Below are 24,849 nucleotides of genomic sequence, written 5' to 3'. Positions count from 1 at the left end.
TCCCAAGACGGTGATCTTGGCAGGATGGCGGCATGACCCAGGACCACACCACTCCCCGCACCGCCGTCGTGACCGGAGCCTCCAGCGGCATCGGCGCCGCGACCGCCCGTGCGCTGGCCGCCCAGGGCTTCCACGTCGTGTGCGCCGCCCGGCGCACCGACCGGATCGAGGCGCTCGCCGCCGAGATCGGTGGCCGCGCCGTCACCTGCGACGTCACCGACGACGCGTCGGTGGCCGCCCTCGCCGCGCAGGTGCCCACCTGCCACGTGCTGGTCAACAACGCCGGCGGCGCGGTCGGCACCGACCGCGTGGACGAGGCCGACCTCGACGGCTGGCGCTGGATGTACGACATCAACGTCCTCGGGCTGGTCCGGGTGACCCGGGCGCTGCTGCCCGCGCTGCGCGACAGCGGCGACGGCGTCATCGTCAACGTCGGCTCCACCGCGGGCCGCTGGGCCTACGAGGGCGGCGGCGGCTACACCGCCGCCAAGCACGCCGTGAAGGTGCTCTCCGAGACCCTGCGCCTCGAGCTCAACGGCGAGCCGATCCGGATCAGCGAGGTGGCGCCCGGCATGGTGCGCACCGAGGAGTTCTCGCTCGTGCGCTTCGGCGGCGACCAGGCGAAGGCCGACGCGGTCTACGCCGGCGTCGACCACCCGCTGCTCGCCGAGGACGTCGCCGACGCCATCGCGTGGGTGGCCACCCGGCCGTCCCACGTCGACATCGACGAGCTGGTGATCAAGCCCCGTGCCCAAGCAGCGGCACACAAGGTGCACCGGTCGTAGGACGTGGAAGACTGCCGCGCGTGAAGACCATCGGACTCGTCGGCGGGATGAGCTGGGAGAGCAGCGCGGTCTACTACCGCGACCTCAACCTCGGTATGCGCGAGCGGCTCGGCGGCCTGTCGTCGCCGAGGCTGGCGCTCACGACCGTCGACTTCGCGGAGGTGACCCACCTCGAGGACGACGAGCGCTGGGACCAGGTCGGCGTGCTGCTCGCCGACGCCGCGCGCGCCGTCGAGCGGGCCGGCGCGGACTTCCTGCTGCTGTGCACCACGACGTTCCACAAGGTCGCCGACCAGGTCGAGGAGGCCGTCGACATCCCGGTGCTGCACCTCGGCGACGTGGTCGCGGAGGCGGTCCGGGCCGCGGGCATCGAGACGGTCGGGCTGATCGGCACGAAGGTCGCGATGTCGGAGTCGTTCTTCGTCGACCGGCTGGCCGCCCACGGCCTCTCGGTCGTCGTGCCCGACGAGCGCCACCACGACGTCCTCAACGACGCGATCTACGAGGAGCTCGTCCACGGCGTCGTGCTGCCCCGCACCCGCAGCCGGGTGGTGTCGATCATCGAGGAGCTCTGGGACGCCGGCGCCGGCGGCGTGCTGCTCGGCTGCACCGAGCTCGAGCTGCTGGTCAAGCAGGCCGACGTCGAGCTGCCGGTCTTCCCCTGCACCACGCTGCACGTGCAGGCCGCGCTCGACCGCGCGCTGGCCTGAGGCACGCGCTAGAGCGGCAGCCCGCGGGCGGTTGCGAGCCAGCGCCACGCCGACCACGCGGGGCCCGCGAGGTCGGCCGCGGCCGCGGCGGGCGGCAGGTCGACGGCGAGGACCTGCGACCGGGCTCCCTCCGTGCTGAGCCACAGCTCGCCGCCGGCCACCGTGAGGCCCTCGCCCTGGTCCTGGGGCGGCAGCTCCCACCACCCGAGGGACTCCCACGAGGGGTGGGCCACGACGTGGGCGTTGGTGTAGGTCCGCAGGACGAGCGCGCCGCCGCCGGGCAGGAAGGCCGCGTCGGTGACGAGGCCGGGCGCCTCGGCGACCTCGACCAGGCGGTTGGGCCGGTCGGAGAGCAGCGGCAGCGGTGCGGCGTGGACGGCACCGGCGAAGACGCCCTTGGTGACGACGAACAGCTGTCCGGTCACCGGGTGCGCGAGCAGCGCCTCGGCGTCCCTGGCCCCGTCGGGCCAGACCAGCTCGAAGCGCTCGGGGCTCGCGACGACGTCCCCCCGTCCGACCGGGACCCGGAGCACCTCCACCGAGCCGCGGCGGCGCTGGTTGTCGCCGGTGTCGGCGACCCACACGTGCCCCGGTCCCGCCGGCGCGAGCGCCTCGACGTCCTCGGGGTCGGGCGTCCACGAGGTCGTGCCGACCGTCTCCCCCGTCGCCGGGTCGACCGCGAAGACCCGCCCGGAGTCACCCGAGTCGTTGGTGGTGACCAGGAGCCCGTCGACCAGCGCGAGACCGCTCGACTCCACGACGTCGGGGTCCTGGAACCGCAGGACCGGGCGCCCGGGTGCGTCGACGCCCGACGCGGCACCCACCAGGAAGGGCAGCACGACGGCCACGCCGACCACTGCCCGTACGCCCCTCACCACGCCCCCACGGTAGCCCCGCGGGCCGCGAGCGACCGCTCGTCGCGCGAGGACGACCGCTCGTCGGGGCCACCCGTGGAGGTGTGTGACGGCTCAACCACCTGTCCGTAGCGTGCAGGGGTTCGCTCGGGACGACTCTCGGAAACCAAGGGGGAAGCATGTCCGTGCTCGACAAGCAGGCCATCGTGGCGCGACCCGGCTACAGCCGGTGGCTGATCCCACCAGCGGCGCTGGCGGTGCACCTGTCCATCGGACAGGTCTACGCGTTCTCGGTCTTCAAGACCTCGTTGGTCGCGACGTTCGACACCAGCCTGACCGCGATCGGGTGGGTGTTCTCGCTCGCCATCGTGATGCTCGGCCTCTCGGCCGCGGTGCTCGGGACCTGGGTGGAGCGCTCCGGCCCGCGCAAGGCGATGCTCGCCTCCGCGGTGTGCTGGGGAACCGGGTTCCTCGTCGGCTCGGCCGGCATCGCGTCGGGCCAGCTGTGGCTGCTCTACCTCGGCTACGGCGTGATCGGCGGCATCGGCCTCGGCATCGGCTACATCTCGCCGGTGTCCACGCTGATCAAGTGGTTCCCCGACCGTCCCGGCCTCGCGACCGGCATGGCGATCATGGGCTTCGGCGGCGGCGCGCTGATCGCCTCGCCGCTCTCGAACCGGTTGATGGCCGCCTACGACCCCGGGTTCGTCGCCACCGAGCCTGGTGCGGTCGCCTCCGGGTCCGCCCTGGCGCAGACCTTCCTGACCCTCGGCGTCGTCTACACCGCGATGATGCTGGTCGGCGCCGCGCTGGTCCGCGTGCCGCCCGGCCACGGCAGCGACGAGACGGCCGAGCACTCCCCCGGCACCAACGGCGCGCTCGTGCGGGCGTCCGCCGCGATCCGCACGCCGCAGTTCTGGCTGCTGTGGGTGGTGCTGTTCTGCAACGTCACCGCCGGCATCGGGATCCTCGAGCAGGCCGCCCCGATGATCCAGGACTTCTTCCGCGAGGACGGCACCAGCACGGTGACCGCCGCCGCGGCGGGCGGCTTCGTCGGCGTGCTGTCGCTCGCCAACATGCTGGGCCGCTTCGTGTGGTCGAGCCTGTCGGACCACATCGGGCGCAAGAACACCTACGTCATCTACCTCGGCGTCGGGCTGGTGCTCTACCTGCTGCTCGCCCTCTTCGGCAGCGTCTCCACCGTGGTCTTCGTGGCGCTCGCGGTCGTGATCATCTCCTACTACGGCGGCGGGTTCGCGACGATCCCGGCCTACCTCAAGGACCTCTTCGGCACGCTCGAGGTGGGCGCCATCCACGGCCGGCTGCTGACCGCGTGGGCGGCCGCCGGCGTCGCCGGCCCGCTCATCGTCAACGGGATCCTCGACTCGGTCGGCGAGCCGGGCAACCTGGTCGCCGCCGACTACCGCCCGGCCCTGCTGACCATGGTCGCCGTGCTGGCGGTGGGCTTCGTGGCCAACCTGCTGGTCCGGCCGGTGGCGGAGACCCACTTCGACCACGACGCGCACACCGCCAACGAGGAGCGCATCTCCTCGCGACAGGAGGTCTCCCGATGAGCACCCAGGACTCCACCACCCGCACCGGCGACGACGCCCCCACCAGCCCCGCGCTGGTGGCGCTGGCCTGGCTGGTCGTCGGGCTCCCGCTGGCCTACGGCCTGTGGCAGACGCTCGTGAAGGCGTCCGCGCTCTTCACCGGATAGGGCAGAGGACGGGCTAGGCCGGGGACCGGCGGAGCAGCTCGCCGAGCCGGGGCCGGACGCCCCACGCGGCGACCAGCGCGGCGTACTCGCCCGCTGCGTCGTCGCTGCGACCGCCCGTGCGCACGGCGCGCAGCAGCGTGTTGCGCGGCGTGTGGGCGCTCTCGACGAACTCGACGACGTCGACGCGGTAGCCCTCGCGCCGCAGCAGGGTGGCGCGCAGCGCGTCGGTGAGGGTGTCGGCGAAGCGCTCGCGCAGGATGCCGTGGCGGGTGAGCACGGCGTACGGCTCCGGGGCGGGCGTCGCGCGCAGCTGCGCGGCGATGTCGTGGTGGCAGCACGGGGCGGCCAGCACCAGCGCGGCGTCCCAGCCGATCCCCCGGGCCAGGGCGTCGTCGGTGGCGGTGTCGCAGGCGTGGAGGGCGAGGACGACGTCGGGGGCACGGTCGAGCTCGGCGTCGGCGATCGACCCCACGACGAAGTCGGCGTCGATCCCCAGGCCGGCCGCGACGCTCCCGTTGTGGTCGGCCGACTGCTGCTTGACGTCGACGCCGGTCATCCGCACCGCGAGCCCGCGGCCGCCCTCCTCGGGCGGGGCGGTGAGGAAGCGGTGCGCGGCGAAGGTGAGGTAGGCGTTGCCGCAGCCGAGGTCGACGACCCGCAGCGGGTCGTCCGCGGTCGGGGTGCGGACGTGCCCCTGCGCGATCGCCTCGGTCAGGCTCGCGTCGAGCAGCCGGACGAACTCCTCCACCTGGCGGTACTTCGCCTGCCGGCTGGGCTTCACCCTCCCCTGCGCGTCGCTGATGCCGAGCGCCACCAGCACCGGGTCGTCCTCGCGCAGCAGCCGGTCCTTCGCCCGGTCGTGGCCGCGCGAGACCTCGACGGCCTCCTCGCGCGCTGACACGTGCAGCAGCGGGGCACCCTTCCGGGTCACCCGCAGCTGGAGGGTCTCCGTGGCGGTGTCGACGTGCCAGTTGGCGAACGGCTGCGCGAGCAGGGCGTCCACGGCGGCCGCGGCCTGCTCGCCGACGGCGTGGTTGGAGGTGTGCGCCTGGGTGGCGTCGTACGCCGTCACCTGCAGGTGGCGTCCGGCCTTGAGGTCGACGACCCGGAGCTCGACCCGACGGACCTCGCGGCCGTCGACCACCGGGACCGGCTGGCCCTTGCGGCGGCCGGTCGCCAGCGCGCGGACCAGGTGGTCGGCGTCGAGGACCGCCGCGCGGACCCGGTCGACCTCCTGCGGGGACGTCGTGCTCACGGGCGGGCGCTCACAGGATCGCGGCGAGGACGACGACGAGGATCAGCGCCCCCAGGGCCACCGGGATGACGAGGCGGCGGTGGCGGGGGTTCATGCATCCATCCTAGTGAGCGGGGCGCGAGGCCCCGATTCGTCAGGGGAGCCCGCCCGGCGCTCACCAGTGCTCGAGGGACGCCCGGAACACGCCGCCCAGGTGGTCGGCGGTCACGGGGACCGGCGCGGTGGCGAGCAGCCGCTGCTGCTGCAGGGCACCGCCGACCAGGTCGTCGACGTCGTCCGCGCCGTAGCCGAGCTCGGCGAGGCCGCTCGGCAGGCCGACGTCGCGCATCAGGCCGCGCAGCACCGTGGGCAGCAGGTCCGGTCCCGCGGCGACGTCCGCGCCACCGAGCAGCGCCGCGGCGTGCAGGTGTCGCTGGGGGGACGCCTCGAAGGTGAGCGCGAACGCGGCCGGTGCCGTCATCACGACGGCCATGCCGTGCGGCACGATCGGTTCGTCGGCCGGGTAGCCCTCCGGGCGGTAGTCGCGCACCCGGCCCGCGACCGGGTACGCGCAGGCGTGCGGCACGTGCACCCCAGCGTTGCCGAAGCCGAGCCCGGCGAAGGTCGCGGCCAGCGCCATCTGCTCGCGGGCCGCGCCGTCCGACCCGTCGCGGACGGCCGTGCGGAAGGCGCCGGCGAGGAGGGTCAGCGCCTTCTCCGCCCACATGTCCGCGACCGGGTTCGCGCCGCAGTAGGGCACGCGCTGCTCGGGGCGCTTGGCGTCGAAGTCGGCGAACCAGCGGGCGGTCCAGCTCTCGAGCGCGTGGCACAGGATGTCCATGCCGGACGAGGCGGTGACCATCGCCGGCTGCGTCGTGGTGAGGTCCGGGTCGACGACGGCGAGGGTGGGCCGCAGACGCGGGTGCGAGATGCCGGTCTTCACCTTGAGCGCCAGCACGTCGAGCACGCAGATCGTCGTCGACTCCGCGCCCGTGCCGGTCGTCGTCGGGACCGCGACCAGCGGCAGCAACGGCCGCTCCGGTGCCCGGCCGCCGCCGACGGGCGCGTTGACGTAGTCCATCAGCGTGCCGTCGTTGGTGAGCATCAGGTCGACCGCCTTCGCGGTGTCGATGCTCGACCCGCCGCCCACCGCCACGACGGCGTCGAACGGGCCGGCGCCGCGGGCGAACGCCACCGCCTGCTCGAGCGAGGCGTCGGTGGGCTCGACGCGCGCGCCGTCGAAGACGACGACCTCGAGACCGCTGCCGCGCACCGCCTCCGCGACCCGCTCGGGGTGCCCGGTCGCGGCCACGCCGGGGTCGGTGACCAGCAGCACCCGGCGGGCTCCGCCGCCGGGCGTGCCGGCGCGCGGGGCGGAGTCGACGAGCTGGGCGACGTCCCACCCGACCTCGCGGCTGGCGCCGCGCCCGAGCTTGAGGCCGGGCGCCGCGTAGGTGAAGACGGTCTCGGTCATGAGGGGTCCTCGCTCCCGCGTCGGTGGTCGTCGAGGCGCAACCCGTGCCGCACCACGTCGAGGACGTCGACCTCGCCGGCCGCGACCGCACGCACGTCGACCCAGGCGACGGCGTCGGTGGTGCCGTCCTGCTCCACGACCCGCGGGTCCCCGTCGGCGACCGTGGCGCGGAAGAGCAGGTGGATGCCGTGGAAGTCCTCGATCCGGCCCGACGGGGCGGTGCCCTCGAAGTGGGTGTCGTGCACGTCGAGGAGCTCGCCGACCTCGCACGCCAGGCCGCACTCCTCCTCGACCTCGCGCGCCAGCGCACGGGCCGGGGGCTCGCCGTGGTCGATCCCCCCGCCGGGCAGCGTCCAGCGGCCCGGGTGCGCCGCACGCGCCGACAGCCGGGTCAGCAGGACCGAGCGCTCGCCGCCGGGGCCGTCGCGGTGCACGACGGCGTAGGCCGCGACCCGCTGCAGGCGGAACGGCCGGTGGTCCTCGAGCGCGTCGGCGACCGACGCGGTGACGGGGACCCGGCCGGCGAGCACGGCGTCGAGGGGCTGCCAGGCCGCGTCGACGGTGGACCCGTCGACCTCCACCACCCGCGGGGCGGGCGCGTCGGGCGCGACCCACCCGTCGTAGACGATGCGGATCGCGTGGGCGTCGACGAGCTGGCCGTCGCGGGGCGCTCGGGGCATGTGGGCGCTGTAGACGCGGGCTCGCTCGCCGATCGTGGCGGCGAGCCCGGTCTCCTCGTGGATCTCGCGGATCAGCGCGTCACGCGGGTCCTCCCCGTGGTCGACGCCGCCGCCGGGCAGCGTCCACATCTCCGTGCGCGAGATCCGCGGTGCCAGCCGGCTGAGCAGGATCTCCACCACGCCCGAGCGCTCGCGGAGCACGACGGCGTACGCCGCCACCCGTTGGCGCCTCGGCAGGGATCCCATGCCCACAACCTAGTGAAGTACGGTGAGCGCCGTGGCTCCCCCGTCCCGCGATCCCTGGCTCGACAACGTCAAGATGGTGCTCGTCACCCTGGTCGTGGTCGGGCACGCGATCGGCCTGGTGGAGGCCACGCAGGGCAGCCACTGGGTCTACGACTTCATCTACCTGTGGCACATCCCCGCCTTCGTCTTCGTCAGCGGCTACCTCTCGAAGTCGTTCGAGTGGGACCGGCGGCGGCTCAAGAGCCTCGTCTACACCCTCGCGATCCCCTACCTGCTCTTCGAGCCGGCCCTGTTCTACTTCCGCCGCGGCGTCGCCGACGAGGACGTGCAGGGCCCGCTCTGGCTGGTCCCGCACTGGACCATGTGGTACCTCATCGTGCTGCTGATGTGGCGGCTGGTGACCCCGATCCTCAAGCGGCACTGGCTCTTCCTGCCGCTCTCGGTGATCGTCAGCCTGCTCGGCGGGCTGTGGAACGACGACTCGCTGATGATCCCGCGGTTCCTCGGGCTGCTGCCGTTCTTCGTCCTCGGCCTGCACCTCAAGCCGCGCCACCTCGCCCACCTCGACGACGTGTGGGTGAAGGTCGCCGCGGTGCCGATGCTGGTCGGCATCGGCGTGATGGCGCTCTACACCGACACGTGGGCCGAGACCGCGCTGCTCTGGTACGACACCGGCTACGAGGACATCCCGATCTCCAACGAGATCGTCTTCCAGACCCGCCTCACCGTCATGATGGTCGGCCTGCTCGGCGCCTTCGCGGCGATGGCGCTGGTGCCGCGGCGCAACCTCGGCTGGTTCACCACGATGGGCACCGCGACGATGGTCGTCTACCTGTTCCACGGCTTCGTCATCAAGACGGTCAAGGCGCTGGGCTGGCCCGACTTCACCGCCGCCCACCCGACCCTCGGGCTGGTGCTCACCATCGTCGGGGCGGTCGCGCTGGCGCTGCTGCTCGCGAGCCCGCCCGTGCGGCGCGTGCTGGAGCCGTTCACCAACCCGCTGGGATGGCTGGAGGCGCGGCGAGCCCGTCGCAGTCCGGCCCCCACGTCGGCCTGACCGCCGAGCGCGGCACGTCGTCGAGCGCGACCGCCTCCGCGCGGGTCGGCGCGTGCCCGCCGAGGTGGGCCGGGTGCCACGGAGCGTGCTCGCCCGGGCGCGGCGCGTGCCCGGGGCGCAGCTGGAGTCCCTCGAGCATCGTCGTCAGCCGTCGTCCGAGGTCGTGGGTGACCGCGTCGGGGTCCGCACCCGGCCCGACCTGCACGGGCTCCCCGATCGCGACGTCGACGCGGCGTCCGCGGGTCAGGTCCGGACGGGGCTTGCGGCCGCGCGCGTCCGGGAGGCCCACCGACCAGATCCGCTGCGCGCCCCAGAGGGCGACGGGGAGCACCGGCACCCCTGTGTCGCGGGCCAGGGCGGCGACCCCGCGCATCAGCGGCCGCACGGTGTAGGAGTGGCTGAGCCCGGCCTCGGGGAACACGCCGACCGCCTCCCCCTCCCGCAGCAGGCCGCGCGCCGCGAGGTAGGCGCCCGCCGGCGCCGCCCGGTCGACCGGCACGTGCCGCATCCGGGTCATCGCCGTGCCCACGAGCGGCACGTCCCACACGTCGTGGCGGGTCATGAAGCGGACCAGGCGGCCGCGGGCACGCGCCGCGTGCTCGACGAGGACGAAGTCGAGGAAGCTCGCGTGCGTCGCCGCCAGCAGCACCGGCCCGTCGGTCGGCAGGTGCTCGAGCCCCGACCAGTGCACGTCGATCCCGAGGGCGCGGATCGCCGCGTTCCCGAGCACGTTGACCGTGCGGTAGACCTGGTCACCCACGGCAGTGGTTCGGCGCCGACCCCGCGCGGGATCGGTCGTGCGCATCAGCTGAACGGCGGGCGCGCGTCGCGCGCCATCGAGCGCCGGCCCGCCCAGCGCCACACACGCGCGGCACGGTCGCGGTCGGCGTCGTCGACCAGGTTGCCCATCCACCGCAGCGCGAGCGTCATCAGCCAGTCCGACCGCATGCCGGCCGGGCCAAGCGCGGCGACCACCTTCGGCTGCGTGGCGATGCCGGCGAGCCGGCGGGCGATCGAGAACGACTCGCCGTAGTGCGCGACCAGCGTCGAGCGCCACGCCTCGCCGAGGCCGGTGCCGGACGCGAGGTGCTCGGCGACCAGCCGGCCGGTCTCCAGGCCGTAGTCGATGCCCTCCCCGTTGAGCGGGTTCACGCACGCGGCCGCGTCGCCGATCAGGGCCCAGTTCGGGCCGGCGACGTTGCTGACCGCGCCACCCATCGGCAGCAGCGCCGACGTCGGCATCCGCAGCTCGCCGGAGAGCCCGAAGTCCTTGCCGATCGTGTCGGCGTAGGTCTGCATGAGCGGCTTGATGGCGACCTCGGCGGGCCGCCGGCTGGTCGCGAGCGTGCCGGCACCGAGGTTCACCGTGCCGTCGCCGAGCGGGAAGATCCAGCCGTAGCCGGGGACGAGCGCCCCCTCCTCGTCGCGCAGCTCGAGGTGCGAGCTGATCCACGGGTCGTCGGAGCGGTCGGAGTCGACGTACGAGCGCCCCGCGACCGCGTAGACGGTGTCGCGGTGCCACTCGCGCCCGAGCAGCTTGCCCAGCGGGGAGCGCACGCCGTCGGCGACGACCAGCCAGCGGCAGGCCACCTCGAAGGCCCCCTCGGCGCCTCCCTCGGTGGTCGAGGTGCGAGCCTGCGAGCCTCGGAACTCGACGGCCGCGACCCGTTCGCCGTCGCGGCGCACCCCGACCGCGCGGGCGCCGTCGACCGCGGTCGCCCCGCTCGCGACCGCGACCGAGCGCAGGTGGTCGTCGAGCTCCGTGCGCGCGACGGCCGATCCCCAGTCGGGCAGCCCGGAGCCCGAGGACTGGGGGCCGGGCCACGGCAGGAGCAGCGTCTGGCCGAAGCCGTGCGCGCGCAGGCCCTGGTTGACGACGTGATCGCGCAGCCACGGCTCGAGGCCGAGCTTCTGCATCTCGCCGATCGCACGCGGCGTGAGCCCGTCGCCGCACGTCTTGTCGCGCGGGAAGGTCGCGGCGTCCGCGAGGACGACGTCGAGGCCGGCGCGGGCCGCCCACGCGGCAGCCGCGGAGCCGGCGGGCCCGGCGCCGACGACGAGGACGTCGGTCGAGGTGGGGATCGTCACGATGGAATTCTCCCCTGCCGCCCCAACGGCGACGAAACCGCCGCCGCCGGTGGCGCCCGCCGGGCGCGGCTCAGCCGTGGAAGGGACGGTGCGACAGCAGGTGCACCGCGTCGGCGGCGCAGCCCGTGGTGGCGTGCTCGACGAAGAAGGCCCGGGTCGCGTCGGGGGCGTAGACGCGGAAGCCGTCGACCGGCACCGGGTGGCAGCGGCTGCGGGGGTAGTTCCCGGCCACCGTCTCCGACACCCGGCTCAGGGCCCGCTCGCCGGGCGCCAGGACGACGCGGTGGGCGGTGGCGGGCTCCCGGTCGGCGGGAGCCCCGACCTCGGCGCCGTCGCCGCCGCCGACGTACGACAGGCCGCCGTAGCCCTGCACCACGCAGGCGCGGTCACCGACGTTGCGCAGGCGGACCACGCCGTAGCGGTGGCCCGCTGCGGCGTCGCGGGCGCGGTAGTCGGCGTCCAGCTGCGACGCGCGGCACTCCGGCGTCGTCGTGCGGGACGACACGGGGTGCGTCGCGTCGGTCGCGCCCGCCCGCGCGGGAGGCATGCCCGGGTGCACGTAGACCGAGGCGACCAGGACGAGGGCGCAGGTGCCGAGGAGGAGCAGGAGCGAACGGTGCCACGCGGAACGGACCATGGGTTCCAGTCTGCGTCGCTCCCGGCGGCGACCCAAGGGCCTCCGACAACGGCCGAGCCCCGGCCCCCACGAGGGGGACCGGGGCTCGGCGTTGAGAAGGGTGGCTGCGCTCAGCTCTGGTAGGAGCCGAAGTCGAAGTCGTCCAGCGCGACGGCCTGCGACGACGGACCGAAGTCGTAGTCGTAGGCGTCGTAGCCGGTGACCGAGTAGGCCGCGGCACGCGCCTCCTCGGTCGGCTCCACCCGGATGTTGCGGTAGCGCTCGAGGCCGGTGCCGGCCGGGATGAGCTTTCCGATGATCACGTTCTCCTTCAGGCCACGCAGGCTGTCGGAGCGGCCGTTGATCGCGGCGTCGGTGAGCACGCGGGTGGTCTCCTGGAAGGAGGCCGCCGAGAGCCACGACTCGGTCGCGAGCGACGCCTTGGTGATGCCCATGAGCACCGGGCGACCCGAGGCCGGCTTGCCGCCCTCGGAGACCACGCGACGGTTCTCCTCCTCGAACCGCACCCGGTCGACCAGGTCGGACGGGAGCAGGTTGGTGTCACCGGACTCGATGACCGTCACGCGGCGCAGCATCTGCCGCACGATGATCTCGATGTGCTTGTCGTGGATCGACACGCCCTGGGACCGGTAGACCTCCTGGACCTCGTCGACGAGGTGCTCCTGGGCCTTGCGGACACCGAGGATGCGCAGGACGTCCTGCGGGTCCGGCGTACCGGAGGTGATGTGGTGACCCACCTCGATGTGCTGGCCCTCCTCGACGTTGAGGCGCGAGCGCTTCGAGACCGGGATCTCCTGCGGCTCGCCACCGTCGTCGGGGGTGACCACGACGACGCGGGCCTTGTCGGTCTCCTCGATCTTCACGCGACCGGCGGACTCCGAGATCGGCGTCCGGCCCTTGGGCGAGCGGGCCTCGAAGAGCTCGACCACACGGGGCAGACCCTGCGTGATGTCGTCCGCGGAGGCCACACCACCGGTGTGGAAGGTACGCATCGTCAGCTGCGTGCCGGGCTCACCGATGGACTGCGCGGCGATGATGCCGACCGCCTCACCGATGTCGACCAGCTGGCCGGTGGCCAGCGAACGGCCGTAGCACTTGGCGCAGGTGCCGGTGCGGGCGTCGCAGGTCAGGACCGAGCGGACCTTGACCTCCGCGATGCCGGCGGCCACGAGCTCGCCGATCTTGACGTCGCCGAGGTCCTCACCGGCGGCGGCGAGCACCTCGCCCGTCTCCGGGTGGGTGATCTCGACGGCGGCGGCCCGGGCGTAGGCCGAGGTCTCCACGTGCTCGTCGTCGATCCGCTTGGGCAGGCCACGCTCGGTGCCGCAGTCGTCCTCACGGATGATGACGTCCTGCGACACGTCGACCAGACGACGGGTCAGGTAGCCCGAGTCGGCCGTGCGGAGCGCGGTGTCGGCCAGGCCCTTGCGGGCACCGTGGGTCGAGATGAAGTACTCGAGCACCGACAGGCCCTCACGGAAGTTGGCCTTGATCGGGCGCGGGATGATCTCGCCCTTCGGGTTGGCCACCAGACCACGCATGGCCGCGACCTGCCGGATCTGGTTCATGTTTCCGGAGGCACCCGAGTCGACCATCATGTAGATCGGGTTCTTGCGGTCGAAGTTGGTCTCCATCGCGCGACCGACCTCGGCAGCGGCCTGGGTCCACAGCTCGATGAGCTCCTGACGACGCTCGTCGTCGGTCATCACACCGCGCTCGTAGTTCTTCTGGACCTTCTCCGCCTGCGCCTCGTAGCGGCCCAGGATCTCGGCCTTGCTGTCGGGCGTGGTGACGTCGTCGATCGAGACCGTGACACCCGAACGCGTGGCCCAGTGGAAGCCGGCGTCCTTGAGGGCGTCGAGCGACGCGGCGACCTGGACCTTGGTGTAGCGCTCGGCCAGGTCGTTGACGATCGCGCCGAGGCGCTTCTTGCCGACCTCCTCGTTCACGAACGGGTAGTCGGCCGGCAGGGTGTCGTTGAAGTAGACCCGGCCCAGCGTGGTGTCGAGCAGGATCGCGGTCCGCTCCTCCCAGTCCGCACCGAGCTCGAGGTCGAGCGGCGCCACGATGTCGTCGAGGCGGATGCGGATCTTGCTCTGCAGCGTGATCTCGCCGCGGTCGAACGCCATGATCGCCTCGGCCGGCGAGGAGAACACGCGACCCTCGCCCGGCTCACCGTCACGGTCGGAGGTCAGCCAGAACAGGCCGATGATCATGTCCTGCGAGGGCATGGTCACCGGACGGCCGTCCGACGGCTTGAGGATGTTGTTCGTCGACAGCATCAGGATCCGGGCCTCGGCCTGCGCCTCCGCGGACAGCGGGAGGTGCACGGCCATCTGGTCACCGTCGAAGTCGGCGTTGAACGCGCCGCACACGAGCGGGTGGATCTGGATGGCCTTGCCCTCGATCAGCTGCGGCTCGAAGGCCTGGATGCCGAGGCGGTGCAGGGTGGGTGCACGGTTGAGCAGCACCGGGTGCTCGGTGATGACCTCCTCGAGCACGTCCCACACGACCGGGCGCGCACGCTCGACCATCCGCTTGGCGGACTTGATGTTCTGCGCGTGCGACAGGTCGACGAGGCGCTTCATCACGAACGGCTTGAACAGCTCGAGCGCCATCTGCTTGGGCAGACCGCACTGGTGCAGCTTGAGCTGCGGACCGGACACGATGACCGAACGGCCCGAGTAGTCCACGCGCTTGCCGAGCAGGTTCTGGCGGAAGCGACCCTGCTTGCCCTTGAGCATGTCGGACAGCGACTTCAGCGGCCGGTTGCCCGGGCCGGTGACGGGACGACCGCGACGGCCGTTGTCGAAGAGGCTGTCGACGGCCTCCTGCAGCATCCGCTTCTCGTTGTTGACGATGATCTCGGGCGCGCCGAGGTCGAGCAGTCGCTTGAGGCGGTTGTTGCGGTTGATGACGCGGCGGTAGAGGTCGTTCAGGTCGGAGGTGGCGAAGCGGCCACCGTCGAGCTGGACCATCGGGCGCAGGTCCGGCGGGATCACCGGGACGGCGTCGAGCACCATGCCGATCGGCTGGTTGCCGGTCTTGCGGAACGCGTCGACGACCTTGAGGCGCTTGAGCGCGCGGACCTTGCGCTGGCCCTTGCCGTTGGCGATGGTGTCGCGCAGCGACTCCACCTCGGCCTCGATGTCGAAGTCCTGGAGGCGCCGCTGGATCGCCGTGGCGCCCATGTGGCCCTCGAAGTACTTGCCGAACCACGTCTTCATCTCGCGGTAGAGGAGCTCGTCGCCGAGCAGGTCCTGCACCTTGAGGTTCTTGAACGTGTCCCAGACCTCCTCCAGCCGCGCGATCTCGCGGTTGGCACGGTCGCGGAGCTGGTTCATCTCGCGGTCGGCACCGTCGCGCACCTTGCGCTTGGCGTCGGCCTTGGCGCCCTCGGCCTCGAGGGTGGCGAGGTCCTCCTCGAGCTTCTTGGCGCGGTCCTCCACGGAGGTGTCGCGACGCTTCTCGAGGCGCTCGCGCTCCAGGCCGACCTTGTTCTCCAGCGACTCCATGTCGCGGTGGCGGGCGTCCTCGTCGACCGAGGTGATCATGTAGGCGGCGAAGTAGATGACCTTCTCGAGGTCCTTCGGCGCCAGGTCGAGGAGGTAGCCCAGGCGCGAGGGGACGCCCTTGAAGTACCAGATGTGGGTCACGGGAGCGGCGAGCTCGATGTGGCCCATGCGCTCGCGGCGCACCTTGGAACGCGTCACCTCGACGCCGCAGCGCTCGCAGATGATGCCCTTGAAGCGCACGCGCTTGTACTTGCCGCAGTAGCACTCCCAGTCCCGGGTGGGACCGAAGATCTTCTCGCAGAAGAGGCCGTCACGCTCGGGCTTGAGCGTGCGGTAGTTGATGGTCTCCGGCTTCTTGACCTCGCCGTGGCTCCACGTGCGGATGTCGTCCGCGGTGGCCAGGCCGATCTGAAGCTGGTCGAAGAAGTTCACGTCGAGCACGGTGGCTGCAACCCTTCGGTAGTTCTAGGAAAAGTGAGGTAGGGGGCGGAGGCAGGGGCCCCGCGAGGGGCCCCTGCCGTCACACCTCTTCGACCGAGCTGGGCTCGCGGCGGGAGAGGTCGATGCCGAGCTCCTCGGCCGCGCGGAAGACGTCTTCCTCGGCGTCCTTCATCTCGATGGTGGAGCCGTCCTGCGACAGCACCTCCACGTTGAGGCAGAGCGACTGCATCTCCTTGACGAGCACCTTGAACGACTCCGGGATGCCCGAGTCGGGGATGTTCTCGCCCTTGACGATCGCCTCGTAGACCTTCACGCGGCCCGGGACGTCGTCCGACTTGATCGTGAGCAGCTCCTGCAGGGCGTAGGCGGCGCCGTACGCCTCCATCGCCCAGACCTCCATCTCGCCGAACCGCTGGCCACCGAACTGGGCCTTACCGCCCAGGGGCTGCTGCGTGATCATCGAGTAGGGGCCGGTAGAGCGCGCGTGGATCTTGTCGTCGACGAGGTGGTGCAGCTTGAGGATGTACATGTAGCCCACGGCCACCGGCTCCGGGAACGGCTCGCCGGAGCGACCGTCGAAGAGGTTGGCCTTGCCGTCCTCCTTGACCATCCGCTCACCGTCGCGGTTCGGCAGGGTCGAGCCGAGCAGGCCGGTGATCTCGTCCTCGCGCGCACCGTCGAAGACCGGGGTCGCGACCTTGGTGTTCGGGTCGGCCTTGTCGGCGCCGATGGAGATGAGGCGCTGCTTCCACTCGGACTCGCCGGCCTCGCCGGACAGGTTGAGGTCCCAGCCCTGCTTGGCGAGCCAGCCCAGGTGGAGCTCGAGGATCTGGCCGATGTTCATACGGCGCGGCACACCCAGCGGGTTGAGCACGACGTCGACCGGCGTGCCGTCCTCCATGAACGGCATGTCCTCGACCGGCAGGATCTTGGCGATGACGCCCTTGTTGCCGTGACGACCGGCGAGCTTGTCACCGACCGAGATCTTGCGCTTCTGGGCGACGTAGACGCGGACCAGCTGGTTGACGCCCGGAGGCAGGTCGTCGCCGTCCTCGCGGTCGAAGACCCGCACGCCGATGACGGTGCCGGACTCGCCGTGGGGCACCTTCATCGAGGTGTCGCGCACCTCGCGCGCCTTCTCGCCGAAGATCGCGCGGAGCAGGCGCTCCTCGGGGGTGAGCTCGGTCTCGCCCTTGGGCGTGACCTTGCCGACCAGGATGTCACCGGTGGTGACCTCGGCGCCGATGCGGATGATGCCGCGCTCGTCGAGGTCGGCCAGGCCCTCCTCGGAGACGTTCGGGATGTCCCGGGTGATCTCCTCGGGGCCGAGCTTGGTGTCGCGGGCGTCGACCTCGTGCTCCTCGATGTGGATCGAGGTGAGGATGTCCTCCTGCACCAGGCGCTGGCTGAGGATGATCGCGTCCTCGTAGTTGTGGCCCTGCCACGGCATGAAGGCGACGAGCAGGTTGGTGCCTAGCGCCATCTCGGCGTCGTCGGTGCAGGGACCGTCGGCGATCGGCGTGCCGACCTCGAGGCGGTCACCGGCCTTGACCAGCGGGCGCTGGTTGATGCAGGTGCCCTGGTTGGAGCGACGGAACTTGGCCATCTTGTAGGTCTGGTAGGTGCCGTCGTCGTTCATCGTCTCGATGGCGTCGGCGGACACCTCCTTGACCACACCGGCGGCGTCGGCGACGACCACGTCACCGGCGTCGACGGCGGCGCGGTACTCCATGCCGGTGCCGACCAGCGGGCTGTCGCTGGTGATCAGCGGCACGGCCTGGCGCTGCATGTTGGCGCCCATGAGCGCGCGGTTGGCGTCGTCGTGCTCGAGGAACGGGATCAGGGCGGTCGCGACCGACACCATCTGGCGCGGCGAGACGTCCATGTAGTCGACCTCGCCGGCGAGGATCGCGTCGACCTCGCCGTCCTTCTGGCGGACCAGGACGCGCTCCTCGACGAACTTCATGTTCGTGTCGAGGGGGGCGTTGGCCTGGGCGATGACGTAGCGGTCCTCGTCGTCGGCGGTGAGGTAGTCGATCTGGTCGGTGACGACACCGTCGACGACCTTGCGGTAGGGCGTCTCCACGAAGCCGAACGGGTTGATCCGGCCGTAGGAGGCGAGCGAGCCGATCAGGCCGATGTTCGGGCCTTCCGGCGTCTCGATCGGGCACATGCGGCCGTAGTGCGACGGGTGGACGTCACGGACCTCCATGCCGGCGCGGTCGCGGGACAGACCACCCGGGCCGAGCGCGGAGAGGCGACGCTTGTGCGTCAGGCCGGCGATCGGGTTGGTCTGGTCCATGAACTGCGAGAGCTGCGAGGTGCCGAAGAACTCCTTCAGCGCCGCGACCACGGGACGGATGTTGATCAGGGACTGCGGCGTGATGGCCTCGACGTCCTGGGTCGTCATCCGCTCGCGGACCACGCGCTCCATGCGGGCCAGGCCGGTGCGGAGCTGGTTCTGGATCAGCTCGCCGACCGTGCGCATGCGCCGGTTGCCGAAGTGGTCGATGTCGTCGGCCTGGACCTTGACGGGAGCACCGTCGGGGCCCTCGACGACGTTGCCCTCGGCGTCGACCAGGTCGGGGGACTCGACCTGGACGCCCGCGGCGTGCAGCTGCACGACGTAGCGGATCGCGGCCACGATGTCGTCGATGGTCAGCGTCTGCTGGTCGAACGCCTCGTGCAGGCCGAGCTTCTTGTTGATCTTGTAGCGGCCGACCTTGGCGAGGTCGTAGCGCTTGCCGTTGAAGTAGTAGTTGTTCAGCAGCGTCTGCGCGGCCTCGGCCGTCGGCGGCTCGCCCGGGCGCAGCTTGCGGTAGATGTCGAGCAGCGCGAGACGGGTGACCTCGTCGTTGACCTGCTCGGCGGTCGGGGCCTCGCCCCGCGCCTTCTTCTGCAGCTCCTCGTAGACGACCTCGTAGCGGACGGAGTCCTTCTCGAGGGTCAGCATCATCGACTCGTACTGGCCGAACTCCTCGCGGATCTGCTCGGTCGTCCAGCCGAGCGCCTTGAGCAGCACGGTGACGTTCTGCTTGCGCTTGCGGTCCAGGCGCACGCCGACCAGGTCGCGCTTGTCGATCTCGAACTCCAGCCACGCGCCACGGCTCGGGATGAGCTTGGCGGTGAAGATGTCCTTGTCCGAGGTCTTGTCCGGGGTGGACTCGAAGTAGACGCCCGGCGAGCGGACCAGCTGGGAGACCACGACGCGCTCGGTGCCGTTGATGATGAAGGTGCCCTTGCGGGTCATCATGGGGAAGTCGCCCATGAAGACGGTCTGGCCCTTGATCTCACCGGTCTCGTGGTTCATGAACTCGGCCGAGACGTAGAGCGGGCGGGAGTAGGTGAAGTCCTTCTCCTTGCACTCCTCCTCGGTGTACTTCTCGTCCAGGAAGACCGGGTTGTCGAAGGAGAGCATCATCGTCTCGGAGAAGTCCTCGATCGGGGAGATCTCCTCGAAGATCTCCTGCAGACCGGTCTTCTCGGAGACGTCCTCACCGGCGGCCCGACGGGCTGCCACCTCCTGCTCCCAACGCTCTCCGCCGACCAGCCAGTCGAAGCTGCTCGTCTGGAGCGAGATGAGAGGGGGAACCTCGAGAGGTTCGGTGATCTTTGCGAAAGAGGTGCGACGGTGGTTACCAGCGGAGCTGCGCGCGGCCAAGAGTTGTCCTCACAAATGATCAAGTGATCTCGGCGCCGGCCGACCACCACGACAGCCGTTCCGGGAGGCGTCGGGCATCTGAGGGCAGGCGCAAAGCACTACGATAGCGCACCTGCGGACATGACTCAATCGCGGGGCTGATTTCCCGAGGGACGACCTCCACGCGTTGGCCACGACTATGAACGCCGCAGCCCCCGTGGTCAAGCAGAACGCGCCGATTGGCCCACCCCTGTGGACCGGGGACTACCCCTGCACCGGCGAGGTGAGCAGGTCGTCGACGAGCCACTCGCCGTCGACGCGCTGCATCGACAGCGTCACCTGGTCCTTGTAGACCACGGGCTCGGCGTCGAGCTTGTTGGTCGTCGGCCGGTCGACGAAGACCAGCACCTGCGCCCGGTCGTCGGTGGCCCGCACGATCCCCGACGCGACCACCTCGGCGCTCACCGCGGTGCGGGTCTGCGGGGCGTTCTCCCGCAGCACCGCGAAGAGCTTGTCGTACTCCTGGCGGTAGGAGCCGGTCATCAGGGCCTGGGCGGCGCGCTGGTCCTCGTCGAGGTGGCGGAAGTCGTAGGACAGCACCGGGACGACCGCGCGCTCCGCCGCGACCTGCGCGTCGCGCGCCGCGGTGGAGCCCTCGCCCCCGTCGGCCCGCGTCCACGTCCACGCTGCCGCCGCGACGAGCACGGCCGCGAGCACGCCGAGACCGGCCAGCAGCCAGCCGGGGACGCCGGCACCGCCGGTCGAGGAAGCACCGCCGGTCGAGGCGCCGTCCTGAGGAGGCGCGCCAGCGCCGTCTCGAAGGGAGCGACGAAGTCGCGTCACGAGACCCGGTCGTCCAGGCGCGGCCTCGTCGTCCAGGGGTCTCGTGACGGGCGCCAGGGCGCCCTCCTCGACCAGCGGGTGGGCCGGGGCGCCCTCCTCGGCCTCGTCGGCCGGCAGGGAGGCGTCGTACGCCGACCGCGCGGCGGGGTCGAGCAGGACCCGGGCGGCCCGGTTGAGCGTGTCGAAGCGCCGGTCACCGGGCTCGAGGTCGGCCGTCCGCTCCTTCCAGGCCGCGCGGACCGCGTCTGCGGACGCGTCGCGGGGGACGTCGAGGAGGTCGTACCAGGTGGGTGCGTCGCTCACGGCGTGCTCCCCTCGCTCGCGCCGGCCTCGTCGGAGGGGCTGCTGACCGGCGTGAAGTCGTCGACCAGCCACTCCCCCTCGCTGCGCACGAGGTCGACGGTGAACCGGAACGGCAGCGGCTCCTGGTCGACGGTGCGGGCCTTCTCGCCCTCGCCCCGGGTGTAGCTGTCGGTGAACGCCCCGGCGACCAGCACCCGGGCGGAGTCGTCGTCGATGGAGGAGACGGCGGTGGCGAAGACGTCGGCGCTGCGGGTGATCCCACCCCGGGCGACGAGCTGCTCGGCGGTGGTGACCTCCTTGTCGAAGTCGGCCGCGAACTTCGGCGTGATCACCTCGCGGACCTGCTCGCGGTAGGCCGGCATCTGCCCGGAGTCGTCGACCATGTCGGGGCTGTAGGTGCCGAGCCGCTTCACGAACTGGCTGGTCAGGCTCATCACCTGCTCGCGCTCCTGGGGCAGCTCGAGCCCGCCGTCCGCGGAGCCGCGGCCGGCCACGGCGAGCTGGACCAGCACCGCGACCGCGGCCGCGACCACCAGCGCGAGGACGGCGGCGAGCACGGTCCGGCCGCGCGGTCGGCGGCGGCCCTCGGCTGCGGGGACGGGGTCGGACGTCGCGACGTCGTCGCGCGCGGCCCTCTCGGTCGTCAGTGACATGGGTGTTCCCTCCCTCGGGACGTCCGGGCCCTCTCCCAGGGGCCCGACAGGATCAACGACGACCCGCGCCCGGGGTCACGCCCTCGCCGGTGAGCGGCTCGAGGTAGAGCCACTTCCAGGTGTCGCTGCCCAGGGTGCTCGGCGCCGGGACCCGCGAGCCGGTCAGGCGCCGGATCGCCGCCGGGTCGGTGGTCATCCGTCCCGAGTCCGGGTCGACGGCCAGGTCGGCCGGCCCCCAGCCCGTGGCCGGCCGCGGCGACTGGATGTTCTGCGCGCCGCGGGAGTTGGTGGTCGGTGCCGCGGTGCAGCCGGCCCGCTCGTTCATCGGGGCGTTGCTGCCGTCGAGCGGCGAGCGCCGGTCGGTGCCCTCGTAGCCCTCCAGGCACACCGGGGGGTTCGGCTGGAGCACCAGCCCGAAGTGGGCGTCGTAGAGCCCCGAGCCGGGCGACTTCGAGACGACGGTGAAGCCGCCCTCGACGACGTAGGGGTAGATGACGAGCAGCTGCTCGATGCCGTCGAGGTGCTTGACGACGACCTCGCCGGTGGTGACCAGGTTGTTGATCAGCTCGCCGAGGTCGACCTCGTTGGCCTCGAGGAAGGTGCGCAGCTCGTTGGCGCTGGCCGACCCGTCGTCGATGAGGTCGCGCAGGTCCTGGTCGCGCCCGGCGACGGTCGTGGTGAAGCTGGACAGGTCGCGGGCGAACCGGCGGAAGGCCCCCTCGGAGTCGACCTGGCCCTGCAGCACCGTGTTGCTGTCGCGGATCAGGTCGACGGTGACGCCGAAGTTCTCGTCGGCCGCGGCGATGAACGCGTTGCTGCTGTCGATGATGGTCTGCAGGTCCTGGCCGGCACCCCCGAGCGCGAGGCCGAGCTCGGTGGTGACGGTGCGGAGGTCCTCCTGGTCGACGCTGCGCACGGTCTCGTCGAGGTGGGTGAGCAGCGTGTCGGTCTGGATCGGCGTCGCCGTGCGGTCGCGGGCGATCTCGGAGCCGTCGCGGAGGTACGGGCCCCGGTCGCTCTGCGGCTGGAGCTCGACGTACTGCTCCCCCACCGCGGAGCGGTTGCCGACCAGGGCGTGCGCGTCGGCCGGGATGTCCGCGAACTCGTCGTCGATGTCGAGGACGAGGTCGACCCCGTCGTCGGTGAGCTCGAGCCGGTCGACCTCACCGACCCGGACGCCGCGGTAGGACACCTCCGCCCCGGCGAACGCGCCGCCGGAGTCGGCGAAGTGGGCGACGACGGAGTAGTCCTGGTCGACCAGCAGCCGGTCGAGGCGGGCGTAGCGGGCCCCGACGAAGCTCACCCCGACCAGCGTGATCAGCGCGAAGACGAGCAGCTGCACCTTGGTGCGACGGGTGATCATCGCGTCACCAGCCCCGGGACCAGCAGGCTCACGAGCGCGGGGTCGTAGCTCTCGGTGAGCTCGCGGACCGTCGGTCCCCGGCGTGGATCGGGTGGGGACGTGGCGTACGTCCCCGGGCGCGGCAGGCCGGGGATGGAGATGGTCGGCAGCGGCGAGATGGTCGGCAGCGTCGGGAGGGTGGTCGGCAGCTCGGTGGGCAGCGTCGGCAGTGGCGTCGGCGTGCCGCCGGTGCTGCACAGCCCCGGCACCGGGTACTGCTGGCACACCACCTCGATCACCGACCCGGGCAGGCCGAGGCAGGCGCTGGGATCGCCCTTGCGCAGTCCCTCGAGGCACCTGTTGATCGCGTCGAGCGCGTCCTGGCAGAGCTTGCTGGTGTCGGGCAGCGGGCCGTCCTGCGGGAGCTGGCTGAGCGGGATGCAGGCCTCGGTCGGCAGCGTCGTCGGGATCGTCGTGGGGATCGTGGTCAGGTCGACGTCGAGGGTGATCGACAGGTTGGTGTAGTCGCCCATGTGCAGGTTGCGCGCGACCTGCGGGTCGCGGCCGACGACCTCGTCGACGAAGGGGTAGGTGAGGAAGACGTTGAAGGCGTTGGTGAAGTCGTCGCCCGACGCGGCCAGCTGGGTCAGGACGGGGTCGAGGCGCTCGAGGGAGGTGATGGTCGCGCCCTTGGACCGGGCGATCACGTCGACCGCCACCGACGAGAGCCGGTCGAGCGCGCCCAGCATCTCGACGAGGTCGTCACGCTGCCGGTCGATGGAGTCGAGCGCGCTGGGCAGCTCGTCGAGCGCCTTGTCGATGGTGGGCAGCTGCTTCTCCGCTGCGATGGCGAGCCGGTTGAGCTGCTCGATCGCGTCGACGATGTCGGCCTTGTTCTCGTCGAGCTGGCCGGTGAACGTGCGCAGCTGGCGCAGCACCGACCGGGCGGAGTCCTCGCGGCCCTCGAGCGCGGTGTTGAGCTCCTGGGTGATGGTCTTGAGCTGGGCCACGCCGCCGCCGTTGAGCAGCAGGCTGAGCGCACCGAGGACCTCCTCGACCTCGGGGTTGCGCCCGGACCGGTCGATCTCGATGACGTCGCCGTCCGCGAGCCGGTTGCTGCTCGCCCCCTGCTCGGGCGCGCTGAGCTCGACGAACTTCTCCCCCAGCAGGCTGGTCTGGCGCAGCTCGGCGACCGCGTTGTCGGGGAGGTCGACGTCGCGCCGCAGCTCGAGGGTGACGAGCGCCTGGTAGCCCTCGAGGTCGATCTCGCTGACCCGGCCGACGCTGACGTCGTTGACCTTGACCGTCGACTGCGGGACCAGGTCGAGGACGTCGGCGAACTCCACCTCGATCGTCATCGGGTCGTCGCCCACGTCGGGGCCGCCGGGCAGCGGCAGGCCGTAGACGCTGGCGTCGCAGCCCGCGAGCACCGTCGCCAGGGCCACGCCGACCGCGAGGGCGCCGAGTCGTCGCAACCGCCTCATCGCTGCACCTCCACCAGTCCGCCGAGGGTCGGGTCGAAGACGTCCTGCGCCGCGATCCGCCCCGACCCGGACAGGGCACCCGGACGGCTGCGGTCGAGCAGCCGGGTGATCGCGTCGCACGCCTGCTCGGACCGGTCGACCTGCCCGACGAAGCCGCACAGGAACGCGGCGGGGTCGGCGTTGAGCTGGTTGAGCGACTCGCCGAAGTTGGCCCGCTGGTCGAGCGTGCCGGCCTGCGGGTTGTAGGTCAGGGCCAGGTTGTTGAGCGCACCGGGGGCGACGTGGAGGATCTCGTCGAGGGCGGCGCGCTGGCGCACCAGCACCTTCGAGACCCGGTTGAGCCCGGAGATGTTGCGCGTCAGCGAGTCCTTGTTCTCCTCGACGAACCCCTTGACCTCGGTGAGCGCCACCGACAGGTTGCGGACGGCGGCCACCAGCTCCTGGCGCTCGCCGTCGAGCATCGTCGAGACGTCCGCGAGCGACTGGTTGAACCGGCGCACCGTCTGGTCGTTGTCGGCGAGGGTCTGCATGAAGCCCTCCAGCGCCCGCACCGACCCGAACAGCTCCTCCTTGTTGTTCGACAGCGTGGAGGTCAGCCGCGAGAAGTCCGACAGGGTCTGGCGGAAGGTCGTCCCCTGGCCGCCGAAGTTGTCGGCGGTGACGGACAGCAGGTCGGAGAGCGCACCGGACTTGTTGGCGCCCCGGGGGCCGAGGGCGACGTTGAGCCGGTCGAGGCTGTCGTAGATCTGGTCGAGCTCGAGGGGCTGCGCGGTCTCCTCCACGGACAGCTCGGCGCCGTCGGCGAGCACCTTCCCGGAGCCGCCGTAGGCCGGGGTGAGCTGGACGTAGCGGTCGCCCACCACCGACGGCGCGACGATGACCGCACGGGCGTCGGCCGGCAGGCGTACGTCCTCGTCGTAGGTCATCGTGACGGTGACGTCGGTGCCGGTCGGCTCCACGCGGGTCACCGTGCCGACGGGGACGCCGAGCACGCGCACGTCGCTGCCCTCGTAGACGGAGATGGCGCGCGGGAAGTGCGCGACGACGGTCCGGGGGGTCTCGCCGCCGAGGAAGCTGACGGCCGACGCGACCACGAAGCCGAGGACGACGAGGGGGACGAGGAGACGCCTGACGAGGTCCATG

At 71.8% G+C, this 24,849-nt stretch carries 19 protein-coding genes; 5 read left to right on the top strand and 14 right to left on the bottom strand.

Going from position 1 to position 24,849, the window contains the following annotated elements:
• The first annotated feature begins 32 nt into the window (after window positions 1–32).
• Complete coding sequence (locus LN652_RS16770) at window positions 33–785, top strand: SDR family NAD(P)-dependent oxidoreductase (protein WP_230441740.1); 753 nt, start codon at window positions 33–35, stop codon at window positions 783–785.
• 20 nt (window positions 786–805) lie between these two features.
• On the top strand, window positions 806–1,495 hold the full coding sequence (locus tag LN652_RS16765; RefSeq protein ID WP_230441739.1) for an aspartate/glutamate racemase family protein: 690 nt from the start codon (window positions 806–808) through the stop codon (window positions 1,493–1,495).
• An 8-nt stretch (window positions 1,496–1,503) separates the two neighbouring features.
• On the opposite strand, the gene LN652_RS16760 is transcribed toward LN652_RS16765, so the two are convergent.
• The gene (locus LN652_RS16760) at window positions 1,504–2,373 is read right to left on the bottom strand and encodes a hypothetical protein (RefSeq protein ID WP_230441738.1); all 870 of its coding nucleotides are present in this window, start codon (window positions 2,371–2,373) and stop codon (window positions 1,504–1,506) included.
• A gap of 155 nt (window positions 2,374–2,528) precedes the next feature.
• On the opposite strand from LN652_RS16760, the gene LN652_RS16755 reads away from it, so the two are divergent.
• Together LN652_RS16755 and LN652_RS16750 are read left to right on the top strand one after the other, a co-directional pair.
• Complete coding sequence (locus LN652_RS16755) at window positions 2,529–3,923, top strand: OFA family MFS transporter (RefSeq protein ID WP_230441737.1); 1,395 nt, start codon at window positions 2,529–2,531, stop codon at window positions 3,921–3,923.
• Window positions 3,920–4,069, top strand: a complete 150-nt coding sequence (locus tag LN652_RS16750) for an MFS transporter small subunit (protein WP_230441736.1) — start codon at window positions 3,920–3,922, stop codon at window positions 4,067–4,069. The genes LN652_RS16755 and LN652_RS16750 overlap by 4 nt, the downstream gene beginning before the upstream one ends.
• Window positions 4,070–4,082: 13 nt before the next feature.
• On the opposite strand, the gene LN652_RS16745 is transcribed toward LN652_RS16750, so the two are convergent.
• The 3 genes from LN652_RS16745 to LN652_RS16735 form a co-directional block, all read right to left on the bottom strand.
• Window positions 4,083–5,324 (bottom strand): class I SAM-dependent methyltransferase, encoded by a 1,242-nt coding sequence (locus tag LN652_RS16745; RefSeq protein WP_230441735.1) that lies wholly within the window; start codon window positions 5,322–5,324, stop codon window positions 4,083–4,085.
• A gap of 154 nt (window positions 5,325–5,478) precedes the next feature.
• Complete coding sequence (locus LN652_RS16740) at window positions 5,479–6,777, bottom strand: hydroxyacid-oxoacid transhydrogenase (RefSeq protein WP_230441734.1); 1,299 nt, start codon at window positions 6,775–6,777, stop codon at window positions 5,479–5,481.
• Window positions 6,774–7,703, bottom strand: coding sequence for an NUDIX domain-containing protein (locus LN652_RS16735; RefSeq protein WP_230441733.1), 930 nt, complete (start codon window positions 7,701–7,703; stop codon window positions 6,774–6,776). The genes LN652_RS16740 and LN652_RS16735 overlap by 4 nt, the downstream gene beginning before the upstream one ends.
• Before the next feature lie 31 nt (window positions 7,704–7,734).
• Between LN652_RS16735 and LN652_RS16730 the strand changes: the two genes are divergently transcribed.
• Window positions 7,735–8,760 carry an acyltransferase family protein gene (locus LN652_RS16730; protein WP_230441732.1) on the top strand — a complete coding sequence of 342 codons (1,026 nt, stop codon included), beginning with the start codon at window positions 7,735–7,737 and terminating at the stop codon, window positions 8,758–8,760.
• Here the strand turns inward: LN652_RS16730 and LN652_RS16725 are convergent.
• The 10 genes from LN652_RS16725 to LN652_RS16680 form a co-directional block, all read right to left on the bottom strand.
• Window positions 8,693–9,520, bottom strand: coding sequence for a lysophospholipid acyltransferase family protein (locus LN652_RS16725; RefSeq protein ID WP_230441731.1), 828 nt, complete (start codon window positions 9,518–9,520; stop codon window positions 8,693–8,695). The two genes, LN652_RS16730 and LN652_RS16725, sit on opposite strands and share 68 nt — an antisense overlap.
• A 44-nt stretch (window positions 9,521–9,564) precedes the next feature.
• Window positions 9,565–10,848 (bottom strand): geranylgeranyl reductase family protein, encoded by a 1,284-nt coding sequence (locus LN652_RS16720; protein WP_230441730.1) that lies wholly within the window; start codon window positions 10,846–10,848, stop codon window positions 9,565–9,567.
• A 70-nt stretch (window positions 10,849–10,918) separates the two neighbouring features.
• On the bottom strand, window positions 10,919–11,485 hold the full coding sequence (locus LN652_RS16715) for a DUF4232 domain-containing protein (RefSeq protein ID WP_230441729.1): 567 nt from the start codon (window positions 11,483–11,485) through the stop codon (window positions 10,919–10,921).
• A gap of 110 nt (window positions 11,486–11,595) precedes the next feature.
• Window positions 11,596–15,441 (bottom strand): DNA-directed RNA polymerase subunit beta', encoded by a 3,846-nt coding sequence (locus LN652_RS16710; RefSeq protein ID WP_329958437.1) that lies wholly within the window; start codon window positions 15,439–15,441, stop codon window positions 11,596–11,598.
• Window positions 15,442–15,520: 79 nt separating this feature from the next.
• Window positions 15,521–19,102, bottom strand: a complete 3,582-nt coding sequence (gene rpoB / locus LN652_RS16705) for a DNA-directed RNA polymerase subunit beta (RefSeq protein WP_230441727.1) — start codon at window positions 19,100–19,102, stop codon at window positions 15,521–15,523.
• 243 nt (window positions 19,103–19,345) lie between these two features.
• Window positions 19,346–20,227, bottom strand: a complete 882-nt coding sequence (locus tag LN652_RS16700) for a J domain-containing protein (protein WP_230441726.1) — start codon at window positions 20,225–20,227, stop codon at window positions 19,346–19,348.
• Window positions 20,224–20,880, bottom strand: a complete 657-nt coding sequence (locus LN652_RS16695) for a hypothetical protein (RefSeq protein ID WP_230441725.1) — start codon at window positions 20,878–20,880, stop codon at window positions 20,224–20,226. Before LN652_RS16695 ends, LN652_RS16700 begins: the two co-directional genes overlap by 4 nt.
• Before the next feature lie 52 nt (window positions 20,881–20,932).
• Complete coding sequence (locus tag LN652_RS16690; protein WP_230441724.1) at window positions 20,933–22,243, bottom strand: MCE family protein; 1,311 nt, start codon at window positions 22,241–22,243, stop codon at window positions 20,933–20,935.
• Window positions 22,240–23,706: an MCE family protein gene (locus tag LN652_RS16685; protein ID WP_230441723.1), complete on the bottom strand. Its 1,467-nt coding sequence runs from the start codon at window positions 23,704–23,706 to the stop codon at window positions 22,240–22,242. Before LN652_RS16685 ends, LN652_RS16690 begins: the two co-directional genes overlap by 4 nt.
• Window positions 23,703–24,848 carry an MCE family protein gene (locus LN652_RS16680; protein ID WP_230441722.1) on the bottom strand — a complete coding sequence of 382 codons (1,146 nt, stop codon included), beginning with the start codon at window positions 24,846–24,848 and terminating at the stop codon, window positions 23,703–23,705. Before LN652_RS16680 ends, LN652_RS16685 begins: the two co-directional genes overlap by 4 nt.
• Window position 24,849 lies beyond the last annotated feature (1 nt).

It is taken from the genome of Nocardioides okcheonensis (assembly GCF_020991065.1).
Taxonomy (GTDB): Bacteria; Actinomycetota; Actinomycetes; order Propionibacteriales; family Nocardioidaceae; genus Nocardioides; species Nocardioides okcheonensis.
The sequence above is the reverse complement of the archived record's forward strand: the minus strand, read 5'-3'. Positions and strand labels throughout refer to the sequence as shown.

Excerpts from the sequence above, each read along its gene's own strand:
- LN652_RS16770 (WP_230441740.1), top strand. The coding sequence starts at position 33 with ATGACCCAGGACCACACCACTCCCCGCACCGCCGTCGTGACCGGAGCC.
- LN652_RS16755 (WP_230441737.1), top strand. The coding sequence starts at position 2,529 with ATGTCCGTGCTCGACAAGCAGGCCATCGTGGCGCGACCCGGCTACAGC.
- LN652_RS16750 (WP_230441736.1), top strand. The coding sequence starts at position 3,920 with ATGAGCACCCAGGACTCCACCACCCGCACCGGCGACGACGCCCCCACC.
- LN652_RS16740 (WP_230441734.1), bottom strand. The coding sequence starts at position 6,777 with ATGACCGAGACCGTCTTCACCTACGCGGCGCCCGGCCTCAAGCTCGGG.
- LN652_RS16735 (WP_230441733.1), bottom strand. The coding sequence starts at position 7,703 with ATGGGATCCCTGCCGAGGCGCCAACGGGTGGCGGCGTACGCCGTCGTG.
- LN652_RS16715 (WP_230441729.1), bottom strand. The coding sequence starts at position 11,485 with ATGGTCCGTTCCGCGTGGCACCGTTCGCTCCTGCTCCTCCTCGGCACC.
- LN652_RS16695 (WP_230441725.1), bottom strand. The coding sequence starts at position 20,880 with ATGTCACTGACGACCGAGAGGGCCGCGCGCGACGACGTCGCGACGTCC.
- LN652_RS16690 (WP_230441724.1), bottom strand. The coding sequence starts at position 22,243 with ATGATCACCCGTCGCACCAAGGTGCAGCTGCTCGTCTTCGCGCTGATC.
- LN652_RS16685 (WP_230441723.1), bottom strand. The coding sequence starts at position 23,706 with ATGAGGCGGTTGCGACGACTCGGCGCCCTCGCGGTCGGCGTGGCCCTG.
- LN652_RS16680 (WP_230441722.1), bottom strand. The coding sequence starts at position 24,848 with ATGGACCTCGTCAGGCGTCTCCTCGTCCCCCTCGTCGTCCTCGGCTTC.